General features: G+C 37.8%; 19 protein-coding genes. 2 read left to right on the top strand and 17 right to left on the bottom strand.

Going from position 1 to position 21741, the window contains the following annotated elements; all coding sequences use genetic code 11:
- Positions 1–12 precede the first annotated feature (12 nt).
- The 6 genes from IGI87_RS07020 to IGI87_RS06995 all read right to left on the bottom strand — a co-directional run bounded on the left by IGI87_RS07020 (position 13) and on the right by IGI87_RS06995 (position 5470).
- Positions 13–729: a pseudouridine synthase gene (locus IGI87_RS07020; RefSeq protein ID WP_438736538.1), complete on the bottom strand. Its 717-nt coding sequence runs from the start codon at positions 727–729 to the stop codon at positions 13–15.
- 3 nt (positions 730–732) lie between these two features.
- Positions 733–1338, bottom strand: coding sequence for an SMC-Scp complex subunit ScpB (gene scpB, locus IGI87_RS07015; RefSeq protein ID WP_002357625.1), 606 nt, complete (start codon positions 1336–1338; stop codon positions 733–735).
- A complete protein-coding gene (locus IGI87_RS07010) occupies positions 1335–2129 on the bottom strand; it encodes a segregation/condensation protein A (protein ID WP_438736537.1) in 795 nt (264 codons plus the stop codon). The genes scpB and IGI87_RS07010 overlap by 4 nt, the downstream gene beginning before the upstream one ends.
- A 64-nt stretch (positions 2130–2193) precedes the next feature.
- Positions 2194–3084: a site-specific tyrosine recombinase XerD gene (gene xerD / locus IGI87_RS07005; RefSeq protein ID WP_113793998.1), complete on the bottom strand. Its 891-nt coding sequence runs from the start codon at positions 3082–3084 to the stop codon at positions 2194–2196.
- A 168-nt stretch (positions 3085–3252) separates the two neighbouring features.
- Positions 3253–4182, bottom strand: coding sequence for an alpha/beta hydrolase (locus IGI87_RS07000; protein ID WP_438736536.1), 930 nt, complete (start codon positions 4180–4182; stop codon positions 3253–3255).
- Positions 4183–4378: 196 nt separating this feature from the next.
- Positions 4379–5470 (bottom strand): DUF871 domain-containing protein, encoded by a 1092-nt coding sequence (locus IGI87_RS06995; RefSeq protein WP_002357630.1) that lies wholly within the window; start codon positions 5468–5470, stop codon positions 4379–4381.
- 181 nt (positions 5471–5651) lie between these two features.
- On the opposite strand from IGI87_RS06995, the gene IGI87_RS06990 reads away from it, so the two are divergent.
- On the top strand, positions 5652–6401 hold the full coding sequence (locus IGI87_RS06990; RefSeq protein WP_002374887.1) for a peptidylprolyl isomerase: 750 nt from the start codon (positions 5652–5654) through the stop codon (positions 6399–6401).
- A 43-nt stretch (positions 6402–6444) separates the two neighbouring features.
- On the opposite strand, the gene IGI87_RS06985 is transcribed toward IGI87_RS06990, so the two are convergent.
- The 5 genes from IGI87_RS06985 to obgE form a co-directional block, all read right to left on the bottom strand.
- Complete coding sequence (locus IGI87_RS06985; RefSeq protein WP_002357632.1) at positions 6445–6819, bottom strand: YxeA family protein; 375 nt, start codon at positions 6817–6819, stop codon at positions 6445–6447.
- A gap of 143 nt (positions 6820–6962) precedes the next feature.
- Positions 6963–7508, bottom strand: coding sequence for a TetR/AcrR family transcriptional regulator (locus IGI87_RS06980; protein ID WP_317095309.1), 546 nt, complete (start codon positions 7506–7508; stop codon positions 6963–6965).
- 219 nt (positions 7509–7727) lie between these two features.
- Positions 7728–9026 carry a PTS sugar transporter subunit IIC gene (locus tag IGI87_RS06975; protein WP_280210443.1) on the bottom strand — a complete coding sequence of 433 codons (1299 nt, stop codon included), beginning with the start codon at positions 9024–9026 and terminating at the stop codon, positions 7728–7730.
- A gap of 26 nt (positions 9027–9052) precedes the next feature.
- Positions 9053–9355, bottom strand: a complete 303-nt coding sequence (locus IGI87_RS06970; protein WP_002357636.1) for a hypothetical protein — start codon at positions 9353–9355, stop codon at positions 9053–9055.
- Positions 9356–9493: 138 nt separating this feature from the next.
- Positions 9494–10810 carry a GTPase ObgE gene (gene obgE, locus IGI87_RS06965; protein WP_002384537.1) on the bottom strand — a complete coding sequence of 439 codons (1317 nt, stop codon included), beginning with the start codon at positions 10808–10810 and terminating at the stop codon, positions 9494–9496.
- Positions 10811–11097: 287 nt separating this feature from the next.
- Here obgE and gap point away from each other — a divergent pair, with 287 nt between their 5' ends.
- Positions 11098–12108, top strand: coding sequence for a type I glyceraldehyde-3-phosphate dehydrogenase (gene gap / locus IGI87_RS06960; RefSeq protein ID WP_438736535.1), 1011 nt, complete (start codon positions 11098–11100; stop codon positions 12106–12108).
- A 51-nt stretch (positions 12109–12159) separates the two neighbouring features.
- Here the strand turns inward: gap and fur are convergent, their stop codons facing one another.
- From fur to IGI87_RS06930, 6 genes are all read right to left on the bottom strand, one after another.
- Positions 12160–12609 carry a ferric iron uptake transcriptional regulator gene (gene fur / locus IGI87_RS06955; RefSeq protein WP_002357640.1) on the bottom strand — a complete coding sequence of 150 codons (450 nt, stop codon included), beginning with the start codon at positions 12607–12609 and terminating at the stop codon, positions 12160–12162.
- Positions 12610–12724: 115 nt separating this feature from the next.
- Positions 12725–13606 carry a CvfB family protein gene (locus IGI87_RS06950; protein WP_113793992.1) on the bottom strand — a complete coding sequence of 294 codons (882 nt, stop codon included), beginning with the start codon at positions 13604–13606 and terminating at the stop codon, positions 12725–12727.
- A 73-nt stretch (positions 13607–13679) separates the two neighbouring features.
- Positions 13680–15743, bottom strand: coding sequence for a cell division site-positioning protein MapZ family protein (locus IGI87_RS06945; protein ID WP_438736534.1), 2064 nt, complete (start codon positions 15741–15743; stop codon positions 13680–13682).
- Between the two features lie 151 nt (positions 15744–15894).
- A complete protein-coding gene (gene rpoD / locus IGI87_RS06940; protein ID WP_002360364.1) occupies positions 15895–17001 on the bottom strand; it encodes an RNA polymerase sigma factor RpoD in 1107 nt (368 codons plus the stop codon).
- 107 nt (positions 17002–17108) lie between these two features.
- On the bottom strand, positions 17109–18995 hold the full coding sequence (gene dnaG / locus IGI87_RS06935) for a DNA primase (protein WP_438736533.1): 1887 nt from the start codon (positions 18993–18995) through the stop codon (positions 17109–17111).
- A gap of 316 nt (positions 18996–19311) precedes the next feature.
- Positions 19312–21648, bottom strand: a complete 2337-nt coding sequence (locus IGI87_RS06930; protein ID WP_438736532.1) for a cation-translocating P-type ATPase — start codon at positions 21646–21648, stop codon at positions 19312–19314.
- Between the last annotated feature and the right edge of the window lie 93 nt (positions 21649–21741).

Here is a 21741-nt window from a genome sequence, read left to right as displayed (position 1 = left end):
AATCATTTTATCTTATTTGGCTTGATTTAATAATTGACTGATTTCTTTTTTAGTTAAATCACGATATTGCCCTGGTCGCAAGCCATGTAAGGTCAACTCACCGTAACGTTCACGTTTTAATTTTTGAACAGGGAAACCAACAGCTTGAAACATTTTCTTCACTTGATGATTACGTCCTTCATGAATCGTTAATTCCACGACACTGCTACCTGTTTTAATGTCCGCTGAAAGAATTTGAAAATTGGCTGGTGCTGTGCGTTTGCCATCAATGCGAATGCCTTTGGCTAATGGCAATAGATCCCGTTTAGTTGGTACACCTTTAATTTTTGCTACGTAGACTTTATCTACTTCATGTTTAGGATGGGTTAGTTTTTGTGAAAAACTTCCATCATTCGTTAAAAGTAACAACCCAGAAGTATCATAATCCAGACGACCGACTGGATAAATTCGTTCAGTAACATCTGTAAAATAATCCGTTACTACTTTACGGCCTTTATCGTCAGACACCGCAGAAATAACCCCTCTTGGTTTATAGAATAAATAATAACCATATTCTTCTTGATAAATTGGTACACCATCAACCTCAACAGTATCTTGTTTACTTACTTGCGTTCCTAATTCTTTGACCACTTGGCCATTGACCTTTACGCGACCTTTGACAATTAATTCCTCTGCTTTGCGACGCGAAGTCACCCCAGCATGAGCAATTGCTTTTTGTAATCTTTCCATTGTTTAAGCTTCCTCGCCTTCTGTTGTTTCAGACATTGGGTTCGTTTCTTGATAACGATCAAAAAATAGATCCATTGGTAGTTCTTCTTCTAACTCATCTTCCATTTGTTGGATATCTGGTAATTCATCTAAACTTTTCAACCCAAAGTAATCCATAAAATACTTCGTTGTGCCATACAAAATTGCTCTACCAGGACCATCTACGCGGCCTTTTTCTTCTATCAACTGACGGGCAACTAACTTTTGGATAGAGCCAGAAGTCTGTACGCCACGAATTTCATCAATTTCAATACGAGAAATTGGTTGCTTATAAGCAATAATGGATAATGTTTCTAGCGCCGCCTGTGATAAAGCATTCGACATAGGCGATTGCGCATATTTTTTCAGTAATGAGGCATATTTTTTCTTAGTTGTTAAGACAAAATGATTGCCGACTTCTAAAATATTCAATGCCGATTTATTGTCAGAAGCATAATGTTCTTTCAATTTCGTTAACTCTTCATAGGTTTTTGCTGTTGACTTCTCTAATAAGTACGCAAGCTCTTCCAAGCCAATTCCTTCTTCGCCAACCACAAATAAAATTGCTTCAATTTGACTAACTAATGTCACTGTGTTTCCTCCACCTCTGTTGTATCTTCCTGCTGGGTTTCTGTATTAAATAACAAAATTTCACTATAATTGTTTTCTTGTTCAGCATAAATCACGCCCGTTTTCATTAATTCTAAAAGAGCCATGAACGTTGTCACAATTTCTTGTTTGGAATAAGAATCGAAGAAAGAATCAAACGACACTGCCTTCCCTTTCTGTACTTGACGCATACGTTCTGAAATAGCGGTGATTTTTTCTTCGATGGAAACATCGTCACTGGCCACAGTTGTTTCAACAGGCTGGCGATTTTTTTTCTTTTCTAACATGGCGTGAAAGGCTAGAAATAAATCAATTGTATTGATTTGATTAGGCGGTAGTGTTGTATCTTCCTCTTTATAATCATCCATATCCATTGGTTCTTTTGTATAATAGAGTTTACGTTCTTCTTCTTTTTCGTGTAAAACAGTCGCTGCATATTTAAATTTCCGATACTCCAATAACTGAGCTACTAAAGCTTCCCGTGGGTCTTCCTCTTCAAAAAAATCTTCATCATCAATGATTTCAAGCTCTTGTTTTGGAAGCAACATCTGACTTTTAATAGCCATTAAGGTGGCAGCCATGACTAGATATTCTCCAGCGACTTCTAACTCTAAGGTTTGCATCGCACGAATATAAGACATGTATTGTTCAGTTACTGCTGTAATGGGAATGTCATAGATATCGATTTCTAATTTTTGAATTAAATGTAGTAGAAGATCCAGTGGTCCTTCAAAAACATCTAGTTTTAAATTAATTTCTTGCAAAAACGACACCTACTTTCTTTTCTCGACTTCCTAGTTTACCATAAATTTATTCATTTGTGGGCATTCTCGCAAATTAAGCCCGAGGAAAATGTTCCTTATAAACATCTGCCATTCGTTGTTTGGTAATATGTGTATAAATTTGTGTCGTGGAGATATCTGCATGTCCTAATAATTCTTGCACAATTCTAAGATCTGCGCCATTTTCCAACAAATGTGTCGCAAAGCTATGCCGCAACGTATGGGGAGTGATGTTTTTCTCTATCTCAGCTTCTCGAACAATCTGTTTTAAATTTTTCCAAATGCCCTGTCTAGATAACGGTTCGCCATGATGATTAACGAACAGGTGTGTTTCATTCGGATGGTTTTTAATCAATTGAGGTCTGGCTTCGTTCATATAGCGCTCAATCCATTGAATCGCATAATCGCCTAAAGGGATAATTCGTTCTTTGTCCCCTTTTCCGATTGTTTGCAATAAACCAATGGATAAATGCAGATCCCCTAATTTTATTTCAATTAGTTCACTAACTCGCAGGCCCGTTGCATACATCACTTCTAAAATAGCACGATTCCGCATACCTAGTGGTTTACTTGTATCAGGCGTTTCAATTAATCGAGTCACTTCGTCAACAGATAATGTACTTGGCAATTTTTGAACTTTCTTGGGGGAGTCAATATGTTGCATTGGATTATGCTCACTTAAACGTTCTTGACGTAAAAATTGATGAAATCCTCTTAAACTAGAAATCATCCGAATCACACTTGCTGAAGCTTGCTGTTCTTCGTGAAGAGATTGCAAAAATTCTGTAATCATATAACGGTCAACTTCATCCCAAGAATGCAGACCTTGTTCTTGTAAAAAGGCTACGTATTTTTTTAAATCTCGCTCGTAACTCCGTCGTGTGTTATTTGATAAGCCCCGCTCTATTTGTAAATAGTGTAAATAATCGACTAATTGTTCTTCCATTATCCTTCCCTCATTTCTAGTACTATCCTATCAGATTATGCCCTAGATTGCATGGGTAAATTCCAACTTCTTAAAAAAAATCAACTGAGAATAAAAGACTTGTTCACTAAGTCGTTAACTTAAGAACAAGTCTTTTGTTTTTACTACTATTAGTAAAGAATAAATTTGTTATTTTATATATTTATCCAGAAAAGCAGCTACAGTTTCCTTATATTTTTCTGGATCTTTATTATATGCTTTCGCATGTTCCGCTCCAGGCACGACATATTTTTCTTTAGGCCCTTGGGTGGCATTATAAACTTCGTCTAACATACTAAATGGCACAAACGTATCATTTTCACCATGAATAAAGAGCATCGGTAAATGATTCTTTTGTAATTGTTTAACAGCGCTTGCTTCCCCAAAGAAATAGTCTGCTCGCATTTTCGTAATCCCGCTAGTAACGTTAATTAATGGGAAACTTGGCAAATTGAAAAGCTCTTTTAAATGGTACTTTAATTCTTGATTGACTGTAGAATAGCCACAATCTTCCACAATGGCTTTCACATTATCTGGTAATTTTTCCCCACTCGTCATCATGACTGTGGCAGCACCCATACTGACACCGTATAAAGTGATTTGTTCTTGCTGACCATTTTCGGTTAAAACTTTCTCAATCCATTGGACATAATCTTTACGATCGGGCCAGCCGAAACCAATATAATCTCCTTGGCTTTTCCCGTGACCACGCGCATCTGGCGCTAACACATTGTAGCCCCAATCATGATACATTTTCGCAAAGACAGACATCGTTTCTGCCGAACCCATATAACCATGCGCCATAATAACAGTACGATTACTTTTTTTGTCAGCTGGCAAATAAATGGCCTTTAGACGTAGCCCATCTTCCGAAGTAATTGACCATTCTTGTCGATTTTTGTCATCTTTAAACCACGCGCCTTCAGGTGTCTGGACCACTTTTGATCCTGGGGTATTCTCATTTATAAAGTCTTTCTTTCCTGGAACCACTGCATAATTATAAAAGTATAAGCCTGCCGCAATTAAAGCAATTGCAATTACTACAATAAGCGCAATCAAAATTTTTAACCATCGATTCATCTACGTACTCCTTTTATTTAAACTGTATGCTTCATTATAAGTTGTTGCTCATTTTTTGACAACCACCATTCAAAGATTCAACCATCTTTCTTTACCACTACAAAGGGACAATTTTGTTACTACACAAAAAAAGCATAGCATAAAAATATTGTCTTTTACGCTATGCTCCACTTATCTATTTATAGGAAAGTAAAAATTATTTATTTTCAATAAGTTTAAAACTTGACCATGGTTTCAAAAATTCTAATAAGAAACGTTCATCATCAGAAATACGGCCAACCACATTGACACGGCCGTCATTTTTCATTTCTTTTAAAGCAATTTGTGTTTCCCCTTTGTATTGTCCGTAGCCCACGTTGTCAATCAAGACATCGCCACGAACAATATCTCTCGTTGTATGTGCGGGGAAAGGACGATCTTTATAGTAAACACGTGTCATTGTTGAACGTAAAACATAATCAGAACGATCGCCACGATAACTGTGTAGGTTATCGAACAATGCAATTCGTTCATCTTCTGTGATTTCTGGTTCTGTATCCACTTTGATCGAAGGATAAGGTGCATGAAAGGCTTCTGCCATTGCTGCTAATTCTGCCTCTGAGGCATAAGCATTTCCGACAGAAATATCATCGATTAATCCTGTTAAAACTAAATGCTTAACTTGCGTTGCAATTTCTAAATCGCGGTGATCTTCTAAAGAACATAAACCATCTTGTGTTGGCCATGGCCCAAATGTAGCATCGTGTGAGTTCACAAACGCCATTGTATTTAAATTATATTTTCTAAATTTTTCTGAGCAGTAAACAAAATGATCATAGCCCAAGCCTGTATAACGATGTGGATAGAAATTATGCGAGCCTAATAAATTTTCTGTATTTGGTGAGTAGGCCATGATATTATCTACATAACTTGTCCCTGAACTCATATTAATTTCAATTTTAATGCCATAAGGGTTTCTTGTCATATTCGCCTCTTCTTGCCCAGTAAAGCCCAGATCTAAACGAATACCGTAAGCACCCATATCATGGAAAAATGATAAATCATCATAAGAGATGCCTAATTGTTCAAACAATGCAGGATTAATATCGACCATCACTTCCATGCCTAATTGGTTGGCGTAATCTACGACTTTTTTAAACTCTGCTAATACCTTTTCCCGATCATCATTGATTTGTAATAAACTAGTAAAGACACGCTTAAAGCCGTATTTATGAGCCAAATCCAAATATGCTTTGTCCTTTTCAAATGTTGAACGTTCTGGATAAATTGAAATACCTAATTTTCCCATGTGACTGCCTCCTAAATTGTAAAACATAATAATGTATCTGCTTACATTGTATCAAAAAAAACAAAAGTGGTCTACACCTTTCCTATAGGAAATCTTATAAAAATTCCACTGGTTTGTTATCTTTTCTTTTGTTATGATAAAAAAGAACCTAATTGTCAGTGAGAAAGGAAGAGGAAAACAGATGAAACACAAGAAAATGCTTGCTGTTGCTTCAGTTGCAGCATTCACCTTGCTTTTAGCAGGCTGTAACACAACCAATAATAAAGGCACGACCGCAACGAGTGATTCTGTCGCTAAATCCAGTGAAAGTAAAACAAAGGATTCGGTCGACTTAAATTCACTAGATTTACCCCAACTAGATGATAAAGTTGCCGAAGATCAAGACTTAGTCCAAATGGTTACTTCAATGGGAAATATTGAAATCAAACTATTTCCTAAACAGGCTCCAAAAACTGTCGAGAACTTTATGAAACATGCTAAAGATGGCTATTATGATGGCTTGACTTTCCACCGCGTCATCAATAACTTTATGATCCAAGGTGGCGATCCTAGCGGTGATGGAACTGGCGGAAACAGCATCTGGAATAAACCATTTGAAGATGAATTTTCAAACCAGTTATATAACATTCGTGGCGCATTATCAATGGCGAATGCAGGACCTAATACTAACGGCAGTCAGTTCTTTATTGTCCAAAATACAGATGATCAATCTGATGGTCTTTTATATGATGATTATCCGAAAGCAATCATTGATGCTTACAAAAAAGGCGGCTATCCTTCTCTTGATAAAAAACATACTGTTTTCGGTCAAGTTACCAAAGGAATGGATATTGTTGATAAAATTGCCAAAGTTGAAGTTGGTGCCAATGATAAACCAAAAACCGATGTAAAAATTGAAAAAATTAATATTCTTCAAGAAGCAAAAAAATAACAAAAAGTCAGAACGTACCCTGAAGTTACGTTCTGACTTTTTGTTATTTTTGAATCGCTTGTAATGCTTTTTCTGGTACTTGGTCTTGATTGACCTCTTCATACGTATTGATGTGGGCCCCTTTATTTGAGACTTTTAGATAATGATCTGTTTTTAATTCATGGTCCGCTGTAAAAGTTATTTCTCGTGTTTTGCCTTCCTCATCTGCGGCTACTTGCGTATAGCTAGCAATTCCATAACCATTAACGCTATCGGCTTTCTTTGTTTTAACATACACATTTCCTTCTTTAACCAATGGATTTAATTGATCTAACACGCCAGCTAGTTCGCCAGAGTTCTTCTCTGCGTAAAACTTCGCCCCAAATAAACCACCACCAATAACAATTGCTGTCACCACTAAAAATTTAATAAATTTCATCACACAAATCCTCCCGAGTAATTATTCTCTGTTACTTCTTCCAAAGTATAGCAAGTTTTAAACAATACTTCCTCGGGCGCAACGACCAGTTTTTTCTCAGACTTATGTCGTATTTTTGTTATTTATTTAAAATAACAAAAATACTACTCTTCTATCAATAATTGACTCAATAATTGAATTTCTTGATTCTTAGTCAAACCGATTGTTTTCATTGTAACGGCTGTGGCTAACCCTAAATAGATCACTACCATTTTAGGAAATAATTCGACAAATTTTTCTTTGTCCATTTGTACATATTTTTTATCCAATAATAAACGTTCTTCAAAAAAAGTTTGAAGCATTTGTTGTAGTTCTTCTTCATAACCATGCGCTTTCATAAATAACGCTGTATAGACTTTTTGATGTTTTTGAGCAAATAATATAAAGTTCAGACCCAATGCAATCGCTGGGTCTGATGCACCGACATCTGCTTTATAAAATAATTGCATACGATGAAATAACGATTTAATTAAGGTTCGTTTTAAATCGTCCATGTTGACAAATTCTAAATAAATCGGCTGCGTAGAAATCCCCATAGTCTCTGCAATATTTCTCGCGGTTAAACTAGAAAAACCTTTATCTACTGCAATTTTTTCAGCTACGTTTAAGATTTTTTCCTTCGTATATACCTTCGTTCTAACCATTTTCATACCCCTTTTCTCTTTTAGTTAACAATAACTTTATTATGTTTACACAAAAGAAAACCATTTCCATTATATATATAATATTTTACACTTTTTTATGCGTTTCTTTTCTCAAAATTTTCTATACATTTCAAAAAAATTGAGAATTTTTAATACTTCTAAACAAATAGGTCCAGAACAAATGGTCATCCACCTTTTGTTCTGGACACTAAACGGTCGCTCTCTTTATTCTGCCGTTTGTTTTCCTTGTTCTTTTGCAAGCTCGTTTTTATCATAAGCTACAAAGAACGGATAGTAAATCAAGATCGCCACTAGAATTAAAATAATATTCAAAACAGCAGCACGCCAATCACCGCCTGTCGCCATAAAAGCGCCAATTGGCCCTGGTAAGGTCCAAGGTGCGGTAAAGACAACTTCACTTACTAAACCTAATTTTGTGGCAAACCAAGCAATCGTTGCTAAAACCATTGGTGCAAAGATAAAAGGAATCATTAAAATCGGATTTAAGACAATCGGTACACCGAAAATAACTGGCTCATTAATATTAAAAATAGACGGTGCTAAAATAGCTTTCCCTAGTTTTGAACCATATTCTGATTTTGCCCGGAAGGCTAATAATATAGCTAAACCAATTGTGGCCCCGGCACCACCAATCCAAATAAACCATTGGTAAAAAGGTTCTGCAGCAATCCGAGGTAATGCTTCGCCAGCTGCTTTAGCAGTCGTATTTTCCTCTAATAGTTGTAGCCATAGAGGACGCGCCAACGATCCTACGATTGAAGCGCCGTGAATCCCAAAGAACCAGAAAAATGTGGTTAAAAAGACTAACAGCAAGACACTCAATAAAGAGTCCGCTGCTTGAACTAGTGGTCCGACTAAGTTCCCTACAAAGGTGTGCCAATCAAAGCCTAAATAATAAGTGATTGAACCAATCAATAACATGACAATCAACGTCGGCGTCAGCGATTCAAATGAACGAGCAACAGCAGGCGGAACGTTATCAGGCATTGTAATTTTGAACTTAGACTTATCTGTCACTCGATAGATTTCGACAGCAATAATTGACGTAACTATCCCGACAAACATCCCTGCACCACCCAAATTAGCCATTGGCAAAACAAAGCCAGAAACGCCAGCTGCTTTACTGGCTTCTTCAGGAATTGCCACAGGTACTAATGTTAATAAAAAAGCAATCGTGGCTAAAATCCCTCCTGAGACTTGATCAAGATTATATGATTTCGCTAAACTAGCGCCAATGCCAAAAGTCGCATATAGTGCCATAATGTACATCGTCATTCGGTAAGGCAATAAGATTGTAGCAGCATTACTTGTTAAAAATTGAGTAATGCCCCAAGATTCTGGTAACGGCGGAAACGCAATAATTAGAAAAAAAGAACCGACAATAATTAAAGGTAATGTCGCAATAATCCCATCCCGCACCGCACGTAAATGGCGCTGATTGGCAATTTTAGCCATTGGTCCAGCTAGATGATTTTCAATCCAAACAGTCAATTTATCTAACATAAATAACCCTCTCCTCTGTTTTTCTCTTAAAAAATAACTCCTTTAATCAGCCATAAATAAGAGATAAGCTCTAATAAAATAAGAGAAATTAAAAACAACCAAATAAAACGCTTACAAAAACCTGTTTTCGTTTCAATAAAATAATGACTATACGCTAACGCAAAAGCAATCCCAACAGGCAAAAAAATCATGGCACCAATATTAAACGGCAGATTGAAAGTCCATAATAAAACACTCGGCAACAGGACACCACATAAGAGCCCCATACTAAAAAGAAAACCGGCACTTTTAACTGAAAACTTAGGAACCATTGCTTGATTGTTTTCCATTTCAATTTCGCTCCTTTCGTTTGTTATTTTGTTACATTTAAAATTATAAGCTATTAAAAATATTATTTCAATCTATTCGCTGATTTAATACTAATTTTAAAATAAAAAACCAGTCCACTGAGTGAACTGGTTTTATGCTTATTCGACAAATTCAAATTCAAAGTTACCAATCCGAACAATGTCGCCATCTTTCGCGCCACGTGCTCGTAATGCCTCATCGACACCCATACCACGTAATTGACGTGCAAAACGCATTACTGTTTCATCATGATCGAAATTCGTCATTTCAAATAATTTTTCTAATTTTTCACCAGATAAAACCCATGAAGCATCTGGTTCACGATCAATCGTAAATTCTGGACCTTCTGGTTGGAAGCCATAACGAACGGTTTCTTCCTCTACTACTTCATCTTCATATAATGGGAATTCCGGCGTTACTTCCAACAAGTCAGCTGTTGCATTTAATAAAGGTTCAATACCTTTACGAGTAACCCCAGAGATTGGGAAAATAGGTAGCTCATCAGCATACTCATCGGTGCGTTCCTTCGCAAGTTGCTCTTTAAATTTTGCTAAATTCTCTTCTGCTTCAGGCATGTCCATTTTATTGGCAACAATAATTTGAGGTCGCTCCATCAAACGTAAATTGTGTGAAGCCAATTCTTTATTGATTGCCAAATAATCTTCATAAGGATCGCGTCCTTCCATGCCGCTCATATCAATGACATGTAAAATAACACGCGTCCGTTCAATGTGGCGTAAGAACTGTGTTCCTAAGCCGACACCTTGAGAAGCTCCTTCAATTAAGCCTGGCAAATCTGCTGCAGCGAAGCTTCGACCGTCACTAGTAGTCACCATCCCTAAGTTTGGAACTAACGTCGTAAAATGATAGGCACCAATTTTCGGACGTGCGGATGAGATAACAGAGAGTAACGTTGATTTTCCTACAGAAGGAAACCCAACTAACCCAACATCTGCTAAAACTTTTAATTCTAATTCGATTTTACGTTCTTGGCCAGGTTCGCCGTTTTCGGCAATTTCTGGTGCAGGGTTTCTTGGGGAAGCAAAGCGAATATTCCCGCGACCACCGCGTCCGCCTTTTGCTACTACTAAGGTCTGACCATTCTCAATTAAATCCCCAATTAAGGCTCCAGTTTCTGCATCACGAACTGTTGTACCTGGTGGAACTTTGACAAGTAAATCTTCTGAACCACGACCGTGCATTCCTTTACTCATACCATTTTCTCCAGGTGTCGCCTTAAAATGACGATTAAACCGGAAATCCATTAATGTGCGTAATCCTTCTTCAACAACTAAAACAACGTCGCCACCGCGACCGCCATCACCACCAGCGGGACCCCCATCTGGTACATATTTTTCTCTACGGAAAGCAACCATTCCGTCGCCGCCTTTACCAGCTTTGACATCAATCGTCACTTGATCTAAAAACATGGACATATAATTTGTCCTCCTATTCTACTTCTACTATCTTTAATCACTTCAAAAAGCGTGATTTGAAAGTCTTTATTATTGTATCGGGAAAACAATCGTTTGTCTAGCAATTCTAGTTAGTTATCGTTGGAAAAAGCAAAATTTCTCATGAATCTTTCGCTTTCTTTTTGTCGCTTCGCTATCAGTCTTTTGACAAAAAAATTTTAGAGGTTCATACTATAGATAGTTGAAGAAAATCACTTTTTCAGCAAGGGTTCAAAGAAACACAAACAGCTAAAGGAGGAATTTTTGTTATGACAGTCAAAGTAGGAATTAACGGTTTTGGAAGAATTGGTCGTTTAGCCTTTCGCCGAATAAAAGAAGTTTCTGATGATATTGAAGTTGTGGCAATCAATGATTTGACTAGCCCCACAATGTTGGCTCACTTATTACAATTTGACTCTACGCATGGCACCTATCCTGGCACCGTGACAGCCACTGAAAATGGCATTGTGGTTGACGGCGAAGAAACCCGTGTCTACGCAGAACCAGATGCAAGTAAAATCCCTTGGGTTAAAGAAAACGGAGTAGACATTGTCCTTGAATGTACAGGTTTTTATACCTCGGAAGAAAAAGCACAAGCTCATTTAGATGCAGGTGTGAAACGTGTGGTTATCTCTGCTCCTGCAGGCGCAATGAAAACCATCGTTTATAACGTCAATGATGATACACTTGATGCCAAAGATAAAATCATTTCTGCCGGCTCATGTACGACAAACTGTCTAGCACCGATGGCTTACTTCTTAAATAATGAATTCGGTATTGAAGTTGGTACCATGACAACTGTCCATGCCTACACATCAACACAAATGTTACTAGATGGCCCTGTTCGTGGCGGAAATCTTCGTGCGGCACGCTCTGCTGCAGACAATACTATTCCCCATTCAACTGGTGCTGCTAAAGCAATTGGCTTAGTTATTCCAGAACTTAATGGAAAATTACAAGGCCATGCCCAACGTGTTCCCGTTGTGGATGGATCCTTAACAGAATTAGTTAGCATTTTAAAAACAAAAGTAACAGCTGATCAAGTAAATGAAGCAATGAAAAAACACACCATTGATAACCCTTCTTTCGGTTATGATGATCGTGAAATTGTTTCTGGAGACATCATCGGCACGACAGAAGGGTCGATTTTTGACCCAACGCAAACAGAAGTAACGACAGCTGGCGATTTCCAATTAGTGAAAACTGTGGCTTGGTATGACAATGAATATGGTTTTACTTGCCAAATGATTCGCTTATTGGAAAAATTTGCTAATTTATAATTTCAATGAATAAAAAACTGCCTTGCATTAATTAATGCAAGGCAGTTTTTTTTAATGTTTACTTTGACAACTTTGACAAATACCATGAAAAGTTAAGCGATGATCTTTGACTAAAAAATGATACCGACTTTCAACAATTTGCTCTACTTCACCAAGCAAGTCTTCTTCCACTTCCTCAATTGTGCCACATTCTAAGCATAACAAATGGTGGTGAAAGTGCTTGGCGCCTTCTTTTCTTAAATCATAGCGAGCTAAACCATCGTTAAAGCTCACCTTATCAACGACTTTTAAGTCTGTTAAGATTTCTAGCGTTCGATAGACTGTTGCTAGACCAATTTCCGGACTTTTTTGTTTTACCAAGAAGTAAATTTCTTCTGCTGATAAATGATCTTTTTCATTTTCCAATAATACAAGTACGGTTGCTTCCCGTTGTGGTGTTAATTTAAAGCCTGATTCATGTAATTGTTTTTTTGTCTTTTTTAAAGCAGCAGTCGAATCCATTATTACAGCTCCTTGTTTAGAATGATTACAAATTAAGAAACTTAATTTATCAATCAAATTAAAATAATTATAAAAGAAATAACTGTAATTTGCAAGATATTCTCAATTAGCTACCTTAATTTTTTTCTTTTGATTGTTCCAACGAGCCAATTAGAATTGTTTTACCATCTTCTTGTTTAATTAATTTTTGTTTCATTAAATGGCCTAAGGCGCGTTTAAATTGCGCTTTACTAATGCCAAAGGTTTGTTTAATTTCAGCAGGGCTTGATTTATCGGTGAAAGGAATTTGGTGATCGTTTGCTCTTTCTAAGAAAGTTAGAATCATTAACGCATCATCGCTGATTACTTCATGACTTCTTGGTTTTAATGAAAGATTCAATACGCCGTCCGGCCGCACGCCAATCACACGTCCCACTACTTTTTCACCTAAACGTGGTTCCTGGAATCGTTCAGAAGGATGGATAAATCCAATGTATAAATCATCAGTTAAAATATACGTTCCTGCAAGTTTCAGACGATACACATGCCCAGTTAAGTTTTGGTTTTGCATTTCAGCATTCCCGCGTTTCGCCATGGCTTTAAAGACTTTTTCATCTGCTAATTCGCCCCAAATGCGGTCTTTACTGTCCACTTTTAAAGTAACCATTACTCGGTCTTCTTTTTTAGGCCAAAGTTCCCGCATAGTTGGTAATTCATCCAACGAAATAACGACATCTTTATCTGGTAAGCCAACGTCTACAAAGACACCTAAATCACGTCTCGTTCCTGTGACAGTACCAAAGCCATAGCTACCAATGCGCACAGTAGGAATTGTAGTTGTCAGTGCTGGCTCTTGTTTTTGATTTAAATAACCAAACCCTTCTACAGCCTCCCCTATAGCATGTGTACCTTCTTCTTTTTTTAAACGGAATGTGATGCCATTTTTTTGAACAAAATAAAATTGTTCATTTTCATCGACTACAATGCCGGTAAATGTTGTTGCTAGTAATTCTCTCATTTATCATTAACTCCTCAAGGAAAAGCAATCGAACAAAAGATTTCCGCTTTTGTTCGATTGTTTCTATTTTCTTTTATTGCCCTGCATTACGAGAAGCGTTCCCTTTGAACCAACCTGTTTTAGCATTGATTGTAACTAAGTACATGTGAACATTTTTCTCTGTAGTGCCTTCTAATAATTTTGATTGATTGTTGGTTGCATAAAGATTGTAGTAACCTTCGCCATTCACAATTTTGGCAGGTTCTAAAGAATAGCCGCCAGGAACCACATAGCCACGAGCAATCACTGTGTCTAAGACTTTTTCTTTCACTCCTGGTGCCCATGTCCATGCTGGATTGCTACTATCAGCGATATCGGCAGCATCTGGCGCATAAAGCGGACTAGTGTAAACCCCGTCACTATTCGGCGCCGTGTAGCCATTCGCTTCTGTTTTTACTGTTTCTTCCTTCTTAGCGTTCTCTTTTTTCGCGGCAGCATCTTGTTTCGCTTGTTCTTCTGCTTGTTTTGCTTGCTCTGCGGCAGCTTGTTCTTCTGCAATTCTTTTCTGTTCTTCTTCAACCTTGGTTAACGCTTGGTCAGCTGTCGTGACTTGTTTGACCAGTTCTTTTTTCAGCTTATCACTTGTTACTTTATCTACTTCTGCCTTAGCAGCTTGATACGTGTCTCGATTCAGCTGATTGGTAGTTTTTCCATCTTTATAAATGACCTCAACCGCTTTTTTAGCTTTTTGTAATTGGTTGTATTGTTGGTTCGCTTGATCGATTGCTTGGTTCATCAATTGGTCAAATGGATCATTTCCTGTTAATTTCTTTACGGAAATTGGTTGATCAGCAGCTAGAATCGCCGGTTTCAACTCATTGCCATTGACAATCGGCGCCTCAAATAATTGGTTGATTTGTTGAATGGTTTGTTGCTTCTCTTTCAATGTTTGAATTTGTTTATTTAATTGAGAATACTCTTCTGAATCTTTAATTTCCGCGACTTGTTTTGAGAGTTTTTCTGGACTAACAGTCACCATATCGGGTTTAATAAAAACTTGCTCCTTCGTGGTATAAAAGGCTGCTAGTTCATCTTTCAGCGTATCTGTTTTCTTGGTTAGTGCCGCCGCCTCTTGCGCGGCAGCTTTTTGCGTTTGATCATGATACGCCCAAGCACTACCTCCAGCTAATAAAACAACCGCAAGCGCAACGAAAGCCACTTTTTTTGATGGTTTCTTCGGAGCAGGCGCTGGTTGAGCATTCCCAGTTTCATTCATCGGTGGTATCACACCTGAATCTGAAACTTTTTCCTCGGTTGCATCAGCGTCGCTCGGTACCTCTAGCGACGCTGCACTTGTTAACCCTTCTTCAGAATCTGAAATGGATTCAGTTGGTGTTTCGGCTTGGGTTAATACTGCCTCACCGCTGTTTTCTAACTCTTGGGTCTCTGCTGTTTCTTCTGATTGATTTTCAGACATTTCTGTATCTGCTCGATGCGCTTGAATATAAGCTTGCAAAGTTTCGTTTGGTGTTACATCTTGATCTTTTATCGGTGGTTGTGAAAAAATTTCTTCTTCAGAAGTAGCAGGGATAACTTCAGTTCCTGAAATTTCTGTTAAAGCTGCCTCTTCTGACTTCACCGTCTCAGATACCTCAGCCGTTTCTGCTTCAACAGTAGTTGTTTCTTCTGTTGGTTCTTCTAAAGTAACTGCTTCGTCCGTTGCTAGTTCTTCTTCTGTTAAATGAGTAGGCATCGCTTCTGTCGCTGGTGTCGTTTCCTCCACCAAATCATGAGTCTCCTCACTAGCCCCTTCTTGAAGCGCTGCTTCTGGACCAGAAACATCCTCTGAATCAGAGACTATTAAGCTATCTTCTGTCGACTCTTCTTTTTTGTCATCACTACTTTCTTCTTCTGGTGATTCGCCAAATAGTTCCATCACATGGCCTAAGCTCATATCTTTTAACTCAGACCACTCAATATTCTCATTTAATTGATTTTCGTGTTGGTCATTTTCCTGTGTTTCAAAATCTATATTGGTTGAAGTCGTTTCCGCTTCTTCTGTATCAACTGTTGTGTCAGTTAGTGAATAGCCACATGTTGGGCAGGTCGTTAATTCTGCATCGAATTCGTTCCCGCACTTCGGACATTTCTTTGTCATTCTTCCGCCTCACATTCTGCTAATATTCCATTACTTCTAATTTACCACAACTTGCGCCTTCTTCCAATAACTAGCAATGACATTTAGAGACTTTTTAAAAATCAAAAGCGGCTCTTCTCGCATGCACGAAAAGAGCCGCTAAACGGTATGTTTATTCTAAAAAGTCTTTTAATTGTTTTGAACGAGAAGGATGTCTTAATTTTCTTAACGCTTTTGCTTCAATTTGACGAATACGTTCGCGAGTGACACCGAAAACTTTTCCGACTTCTTCTAGCGTACGTGTCCGACCATCATCTAAACCAAAACGTAAACGTAAAACATTTTCTTCACGGTCTGTTAAAGTATCCAGAACATCTTCTAGTTGTTCTTTTAACAATTCGTAAGCTGCATGTTCAGCAGGACTGGTAGCATCTTGGTCTTCAATGAAATCACCTAAATGTGAATCATCTTCTTCACCAATTGGTGTTTCTAAAGAGACTGGCTCTTGTGCGATTTTTAGGATTTCACGAACTTTTTCTGTTGGTAAATCCATTTCCGCACCAATTTCTTCTGGCGTTGGTTCTCTACCTAAATCTTGCAATAGTTGGCGTTGAATCCGAATCAATTTATTGATTGTTTCAACCATGTGAACAGGAATTCGAATCGTTCTAGCTTGGTCCGCAATTGCCCGCGTAATCGCTTGACGAATCCACCAAGTAGCATACGTAGAGAATTTGAACCCTTTACGGTAGTCAAATTTTTCAACAGCTTTCATTAAGCCCATATTACCTTCTTGAATTAAATCCAAGAATTGCATACCACGACCTACATATCGTTTAGCAATTGAAACAACCAAACGTAAGTTAGCTTCTGCTAAACGTTGTTTTGCTTCTTGATCGCCTTCTTCAATTTTAAGTGCCAATTCAACTTCTTCTGCGGCAGTTAATAATTGAACGCGCCCAATTTCTTTGAGGTACATACGCACGGGATCATTAATTTTAACACCTGTTGGCGCAGATAAGTCTTCTGCTTGGGCCTTTTCCGCTTCTTTTTCATCTTTTTTCAAGCTATGTTCACTTGGGTCTCCATTTTCATCGACCACGCTGATACCAGCATCTTCAACTTTTTGGATCAATTTTTCCATAGCTTCCGCATCCAAAGTATACGGTGTGGCTAATTGATTCGCTAAATCATCATAAACCACTGTTCCTTTAGGCTTGTTTTCTTTGATAAATGCTGCCACTGCAGCTTCATATTTTTTACTTGTTTCTTTTTCCATGAAAGAAGGCCCCCTTCATTTTTCGGTTCACGCTTGAAATAAAAGATAAATCACTGGGACTTATCAAAATAAAATGAACAAAACGTTTGGTTCTATTCATTTATTACTTAAGTAAATGTTCGTTGAGCTTTAAGCTGTCGTGCCAATTGGATAATCTCCATTGTTAATTCGGCTTCAAGCTGTTGGTTGCCCACTCGTTTTGCTTCTTGCTGTTGAATCTTTTTCTGCTCAATTGCCTCTGCAATACTTGATAAGGCAATTACATGTAATAAATCGGCAACTTCTCGCTCAGAGCTTTCTTCCGATAAATTCTGATACGCAATTTCAATTGCTAATTGTTTGGTTTGATTATCTTGCAAGAAATTAATAAAATCGGCAATGTCGAAACTTTGATGCAGTGTCGCATAACTTTCTAGCAAGAAATATAATTCTTGGTATTCATCATGAGCGAATGAAAAATCTGGCAATTGTTGAACGGTCTGCCGTACTCCTTGTTCATTCATTAAACGAAATAGTAAAGAACGTTCTGCTTTTTGAACTTGGGTTAACGGTAACTTGTTCTGAACGTGATTCTCTTCAAAAACAGGTTCTTCCATTGGTGGTGGCATCATTTCATCTTGATAAAATTGTTGCCTTTCTTGCCGTTGGACTGAACGTTGCTCTTGCTTCAATTGATTGAATTGTTCTTCCAAACTATGAACAGAAAGTTGAAATTCCTGAGCAATTTGGTTTAAATAACGATCACGTTCCAAGGGAGATTGAACATTGGTTAACTCCCGTAACAATTCGTTCACATAATCCAATTGTTCTTTTTCGTTATTCATGTTTCTAGTTAAACGATGATAATTCATTTTAAAACTAAAAACTGTTTCTCGGCCATGATTGGCTAAATTTTGAAAAGCTTCTGCGCCATATTTCCGCACATATTCATCAGGATCCAGCTTTTCAGGGATACTGACAATACTCAAGTCAAAATGACTGTTTTCTTGCAATAATTGAATCGCACGGTTTGTGGCTTGAACACCGGCATTATCGCCATCGTAACAAATAACTACTTCCTTAGCGACCCGTTCCAAACGCCGAATTTGTTCATTAGTCAAACTAGTCCCCATTGAAGCCACGCCACTTTTTACGCCTGATTGCCAAGCAGCGATAACATCCATGAATCCTTCAAAAAGCAAGACCGTATTTTCTTTACGAATTTCTTTTCTGGCTTTATCAAAGTTAAACAGCGTTTCTCGCTTATTAAAAAGTGTTGTTTCAGGACTATTCAAATATTTAGGCATCTCATCCCCTGGAAAATCAGCTGTTTTTAACAAGCGACCAGAAAAGGCGATGACATTGCCTTGGGGATCATTAATTGGAAACATGATTCGTTGATAGAAACGATCTAAAAACGTACCGTTATCTCTTTGGACAAACAGCCCAGAAGACTCAAAAAGCATTTCATCCAGTTGTTCATTTTTAAAAACTTGACTTAAGAAATCACGTTTTTGCGGCGCAAATCCAATTTGAAAGGTCTCAATTAGTTCTTGTGTTAACCCCCGCTCTAATAAATAGTTTAATGCGGGTTCGCCAATTTTAGTATTCACTAAAATATGATGGTAAAGTTCTGCGGCTTTACTATGCAGTTGTAACAAACTCCGTCTTTGTTGGTTTTCTGGGGTATCCGCTACTTCACGCGGCTCTGACCAATCAAAGTCCACAGATAAATGTTCCAAATCTGCAACACGTTTCACGGATTCTGGAAAACTAATGCCTTCAATTTCTTGCAAGAAATTAAAAACAGTTCCACCTTTCCCGCAGCCAAAACAGTGAAAAATTTGTTTGTCTTCTGCTACTGAAAATGAAGGGGAACGTTCTTCGTGAAACGGACATAAACCCATATAATTTTTACCGGATTTTTTTAACTGGACATACTGCCCAATAATATCTACTATATTCGTTCGGTGACGAACTTCCTCAATGACTTCCTGAGGAATGCGTTGTGCCATTGTCCTCACCTCCTAAGAATAGCATTGTGCTAACTCATGTGATTGACCGTTTAAAAAACGCACTGTCATTTCAGTGCGAATTCCAATGGACACATTTACACATGATTTATTGTATCACATAATCTCTGTTTTTCAAGTATCTTGTTTCAACTCAACAAAAAAAAGAAAGTATCTAGGACAAAAGTCATCCTGACTCCTGCCCTAGACACTAACTCTTAAAATAATCAGTGAAACATCAAGCTTGCTCCGACTTCCTTCAAGGCTTAAAGAAGAACTACATTCTGGAGACGAATGCTTTTAGCTCAACCTCTGTTTTTTATAAATCTTTAATTGTTTTTCCAGCACGTTTCATTTGTCCGAAACCAATTGCTACACGCACTACAATATTAATGGCCATCATAATAAAGAAGAGACCCATTGTTTGCGAAGTTAAGAAACCAATTTCTAAAATGTTGTGGAATAACATAGCTGCTACATAGATACCAATAATGGTACTGAAAACCAAGAAAATACGTAATGGATTTAAAGGCAGACACGCGCGAACAACAGCCATACAGCTAATTCCAACTAATAAATAATACATTAACGTCGTGGTGTCTAAAGAAGAAAATCCTTGATTTTGTCCAATCAGATAAACAGCAATGATATTCGCTACAACTAAAAGCGCATTAACAGACGCATTTTTCAAAGCCGTTGGTAAAAATTTCCCGACAACTTTACGTTTGTCCCCTTCGAAAGATAAGAAGAAGGCTGGATATCCTTCAATTGCTAAATCAATCAAGGTCACTTGAATCGGAATGAACGGGAACGCAATGGCCGTTAAGGCACAAATGATTGAGAGAATAAACGAATAAATCGTTTTAATGAAGAAAACGCTGGAAACTCGGGTTACATTATTTACCACACGTCGTCCTTCAAACAAGACATCTGGTAACGTTGTAAAATCAGAATCTAGCAAAACTAGATTAGAAATTTGCCGAGTAGCGCCATCTCCTTCTGCCATGGCGATACTACAATCCGCTTCTCGTAACGCTAAAACATCGTTGACGCCATCGCCGGTCATCGCCACCACATGCTCTGTGTCTTTCAACTCACGTACAATGGTTCGTTTTTGCTGAGGCGATACACGTCCGAACACTGTGTATTGCTGAACCGCTTCACGCACTTCTGCTTCTGTCGTTTTGGTCGACAAATCAATATAAGACTCATAACCGGGTAGCCCAGCACGACGAGCAATATTTGAAACAGTCACCGGATTATCACCAGAAATTACTTTTAAGTCGATTCCTTCTTCTTTTAGATAAGCCAGTGTTTCTTTGGCATTTTGGCGAATTGGATCATCAATTTCTAGAATTGCTAATGGCTCTAAATAAGGCATTTTGGTTTCGTTTAACGGTTGTTGCTCCGCAATAGCTAACATCAAGACGCGATAACCATTCTCTTGTGCTGTAAAAACAGCTTCTGGCAACCGACTATCGTCTACCAAACGCTCAGGAGCCCCTAAATAAACTGTTCCAATTTCTGGAAATTCAATAGCCCCCCATTTTCGTTCAGAAGAAAAAGCCAAGACTTCTTTTACGCCAAATCGATTGGATACTTCATAATGATCACGAATTGCTTGCATTGTAATATTATTATCCGTACTTTCAGATAGGTAGCTTCCGATAATCTGCGGGAAAAGTTCTTCATATTTATCATGCAAGATAATCGCCTTTTGCACTTTCATTTTACCTTCCGTAATCGTTCCAGTTTTATCTAAACACAAAGTGTCCACATGGGCCAATGTTTCAATTGAGTACATATCTTGTACTAAAATACGTTTTTTGGCTAACTTAATGACACCTGTTGTCAGCGCAATACTAATCAATAGTACTAATCCTTTTGGTAACATGCCTAACAAAGCAGCTGCAGAAGCAACAACGGATGTTTTGATGCCAGCATCTCTTAACCAAAAAGCTTCAACAAATAAAATAATCCCTAGAGGAATAATCACCCAACTTGTAAATTTAGAGACTTTACGAATCGAATTGACTAACTCTGATTGGATTGGTTTATGCACTTTGGCTTCTTGGGTGATTTTCACAGCATAGTTTTCGGCACCAACGTGGATAACACGGGCATAGGCTTGTCCGCTAACAATGAAACTTCCAGAAAGCAAGGTATCACCGATTTCCTTTTCAATTAAATCTGATTCACCTGTTAACAACGCTTCGTTCGCTTCGACTTTACCGTCAATAACTTCCATATCAGAAGGAACTTGTTCCCCTGCAGAGATAATAACAATATCTTCCATAACTAGTTCTTTTGTATCAATTTCTTGTTGTACGCCATTTCGAACAACATGAACATTTTCTTTTGCCACAATAGATAATTTTTGAACTAAATTACGGGCATGAATTTCTTGGAAAATCCCGATTGACATGTTCACAATAATAATCGCTAAGAAAGCCAGATTGGAATACGCTCCGACAAATAGTAAACAAACAGCGATTGCAAAGTTTAAAAAGTTGAATAACGTCATGACGTTATCAAAAATAATATCTTTTGTAGATTTTGCTACATTTTCCTCATAATTATTTTGAAGGCCTAACTCTTTCTGCTTGGCAACTTCTTCTGTACTTAACCCTTTTTTCAGGTCGACTTTATTCAACATCCAGCTCTTTCCCTACCTTTTCAATTAATCAGTTACATCCCTTCTAGTTTACTTGCATTTTCATGAAACTGCAAGAAAAGCCTAAAAAATTCC

The sequence above is a fragment of the Enterococcus sp. DIV1444a genome (assembly GCF_051712125.1).
Taxonomy (GTDB): domain Bacteria; phylum Bacillota; class Bacilli; order Lactobacillales; family Enterococcaceae; genus Enterococcus; species Enterococcus faecalis.
This window is presented reverse-complemented; position numbering and strand designations above follow the sequence as displayed.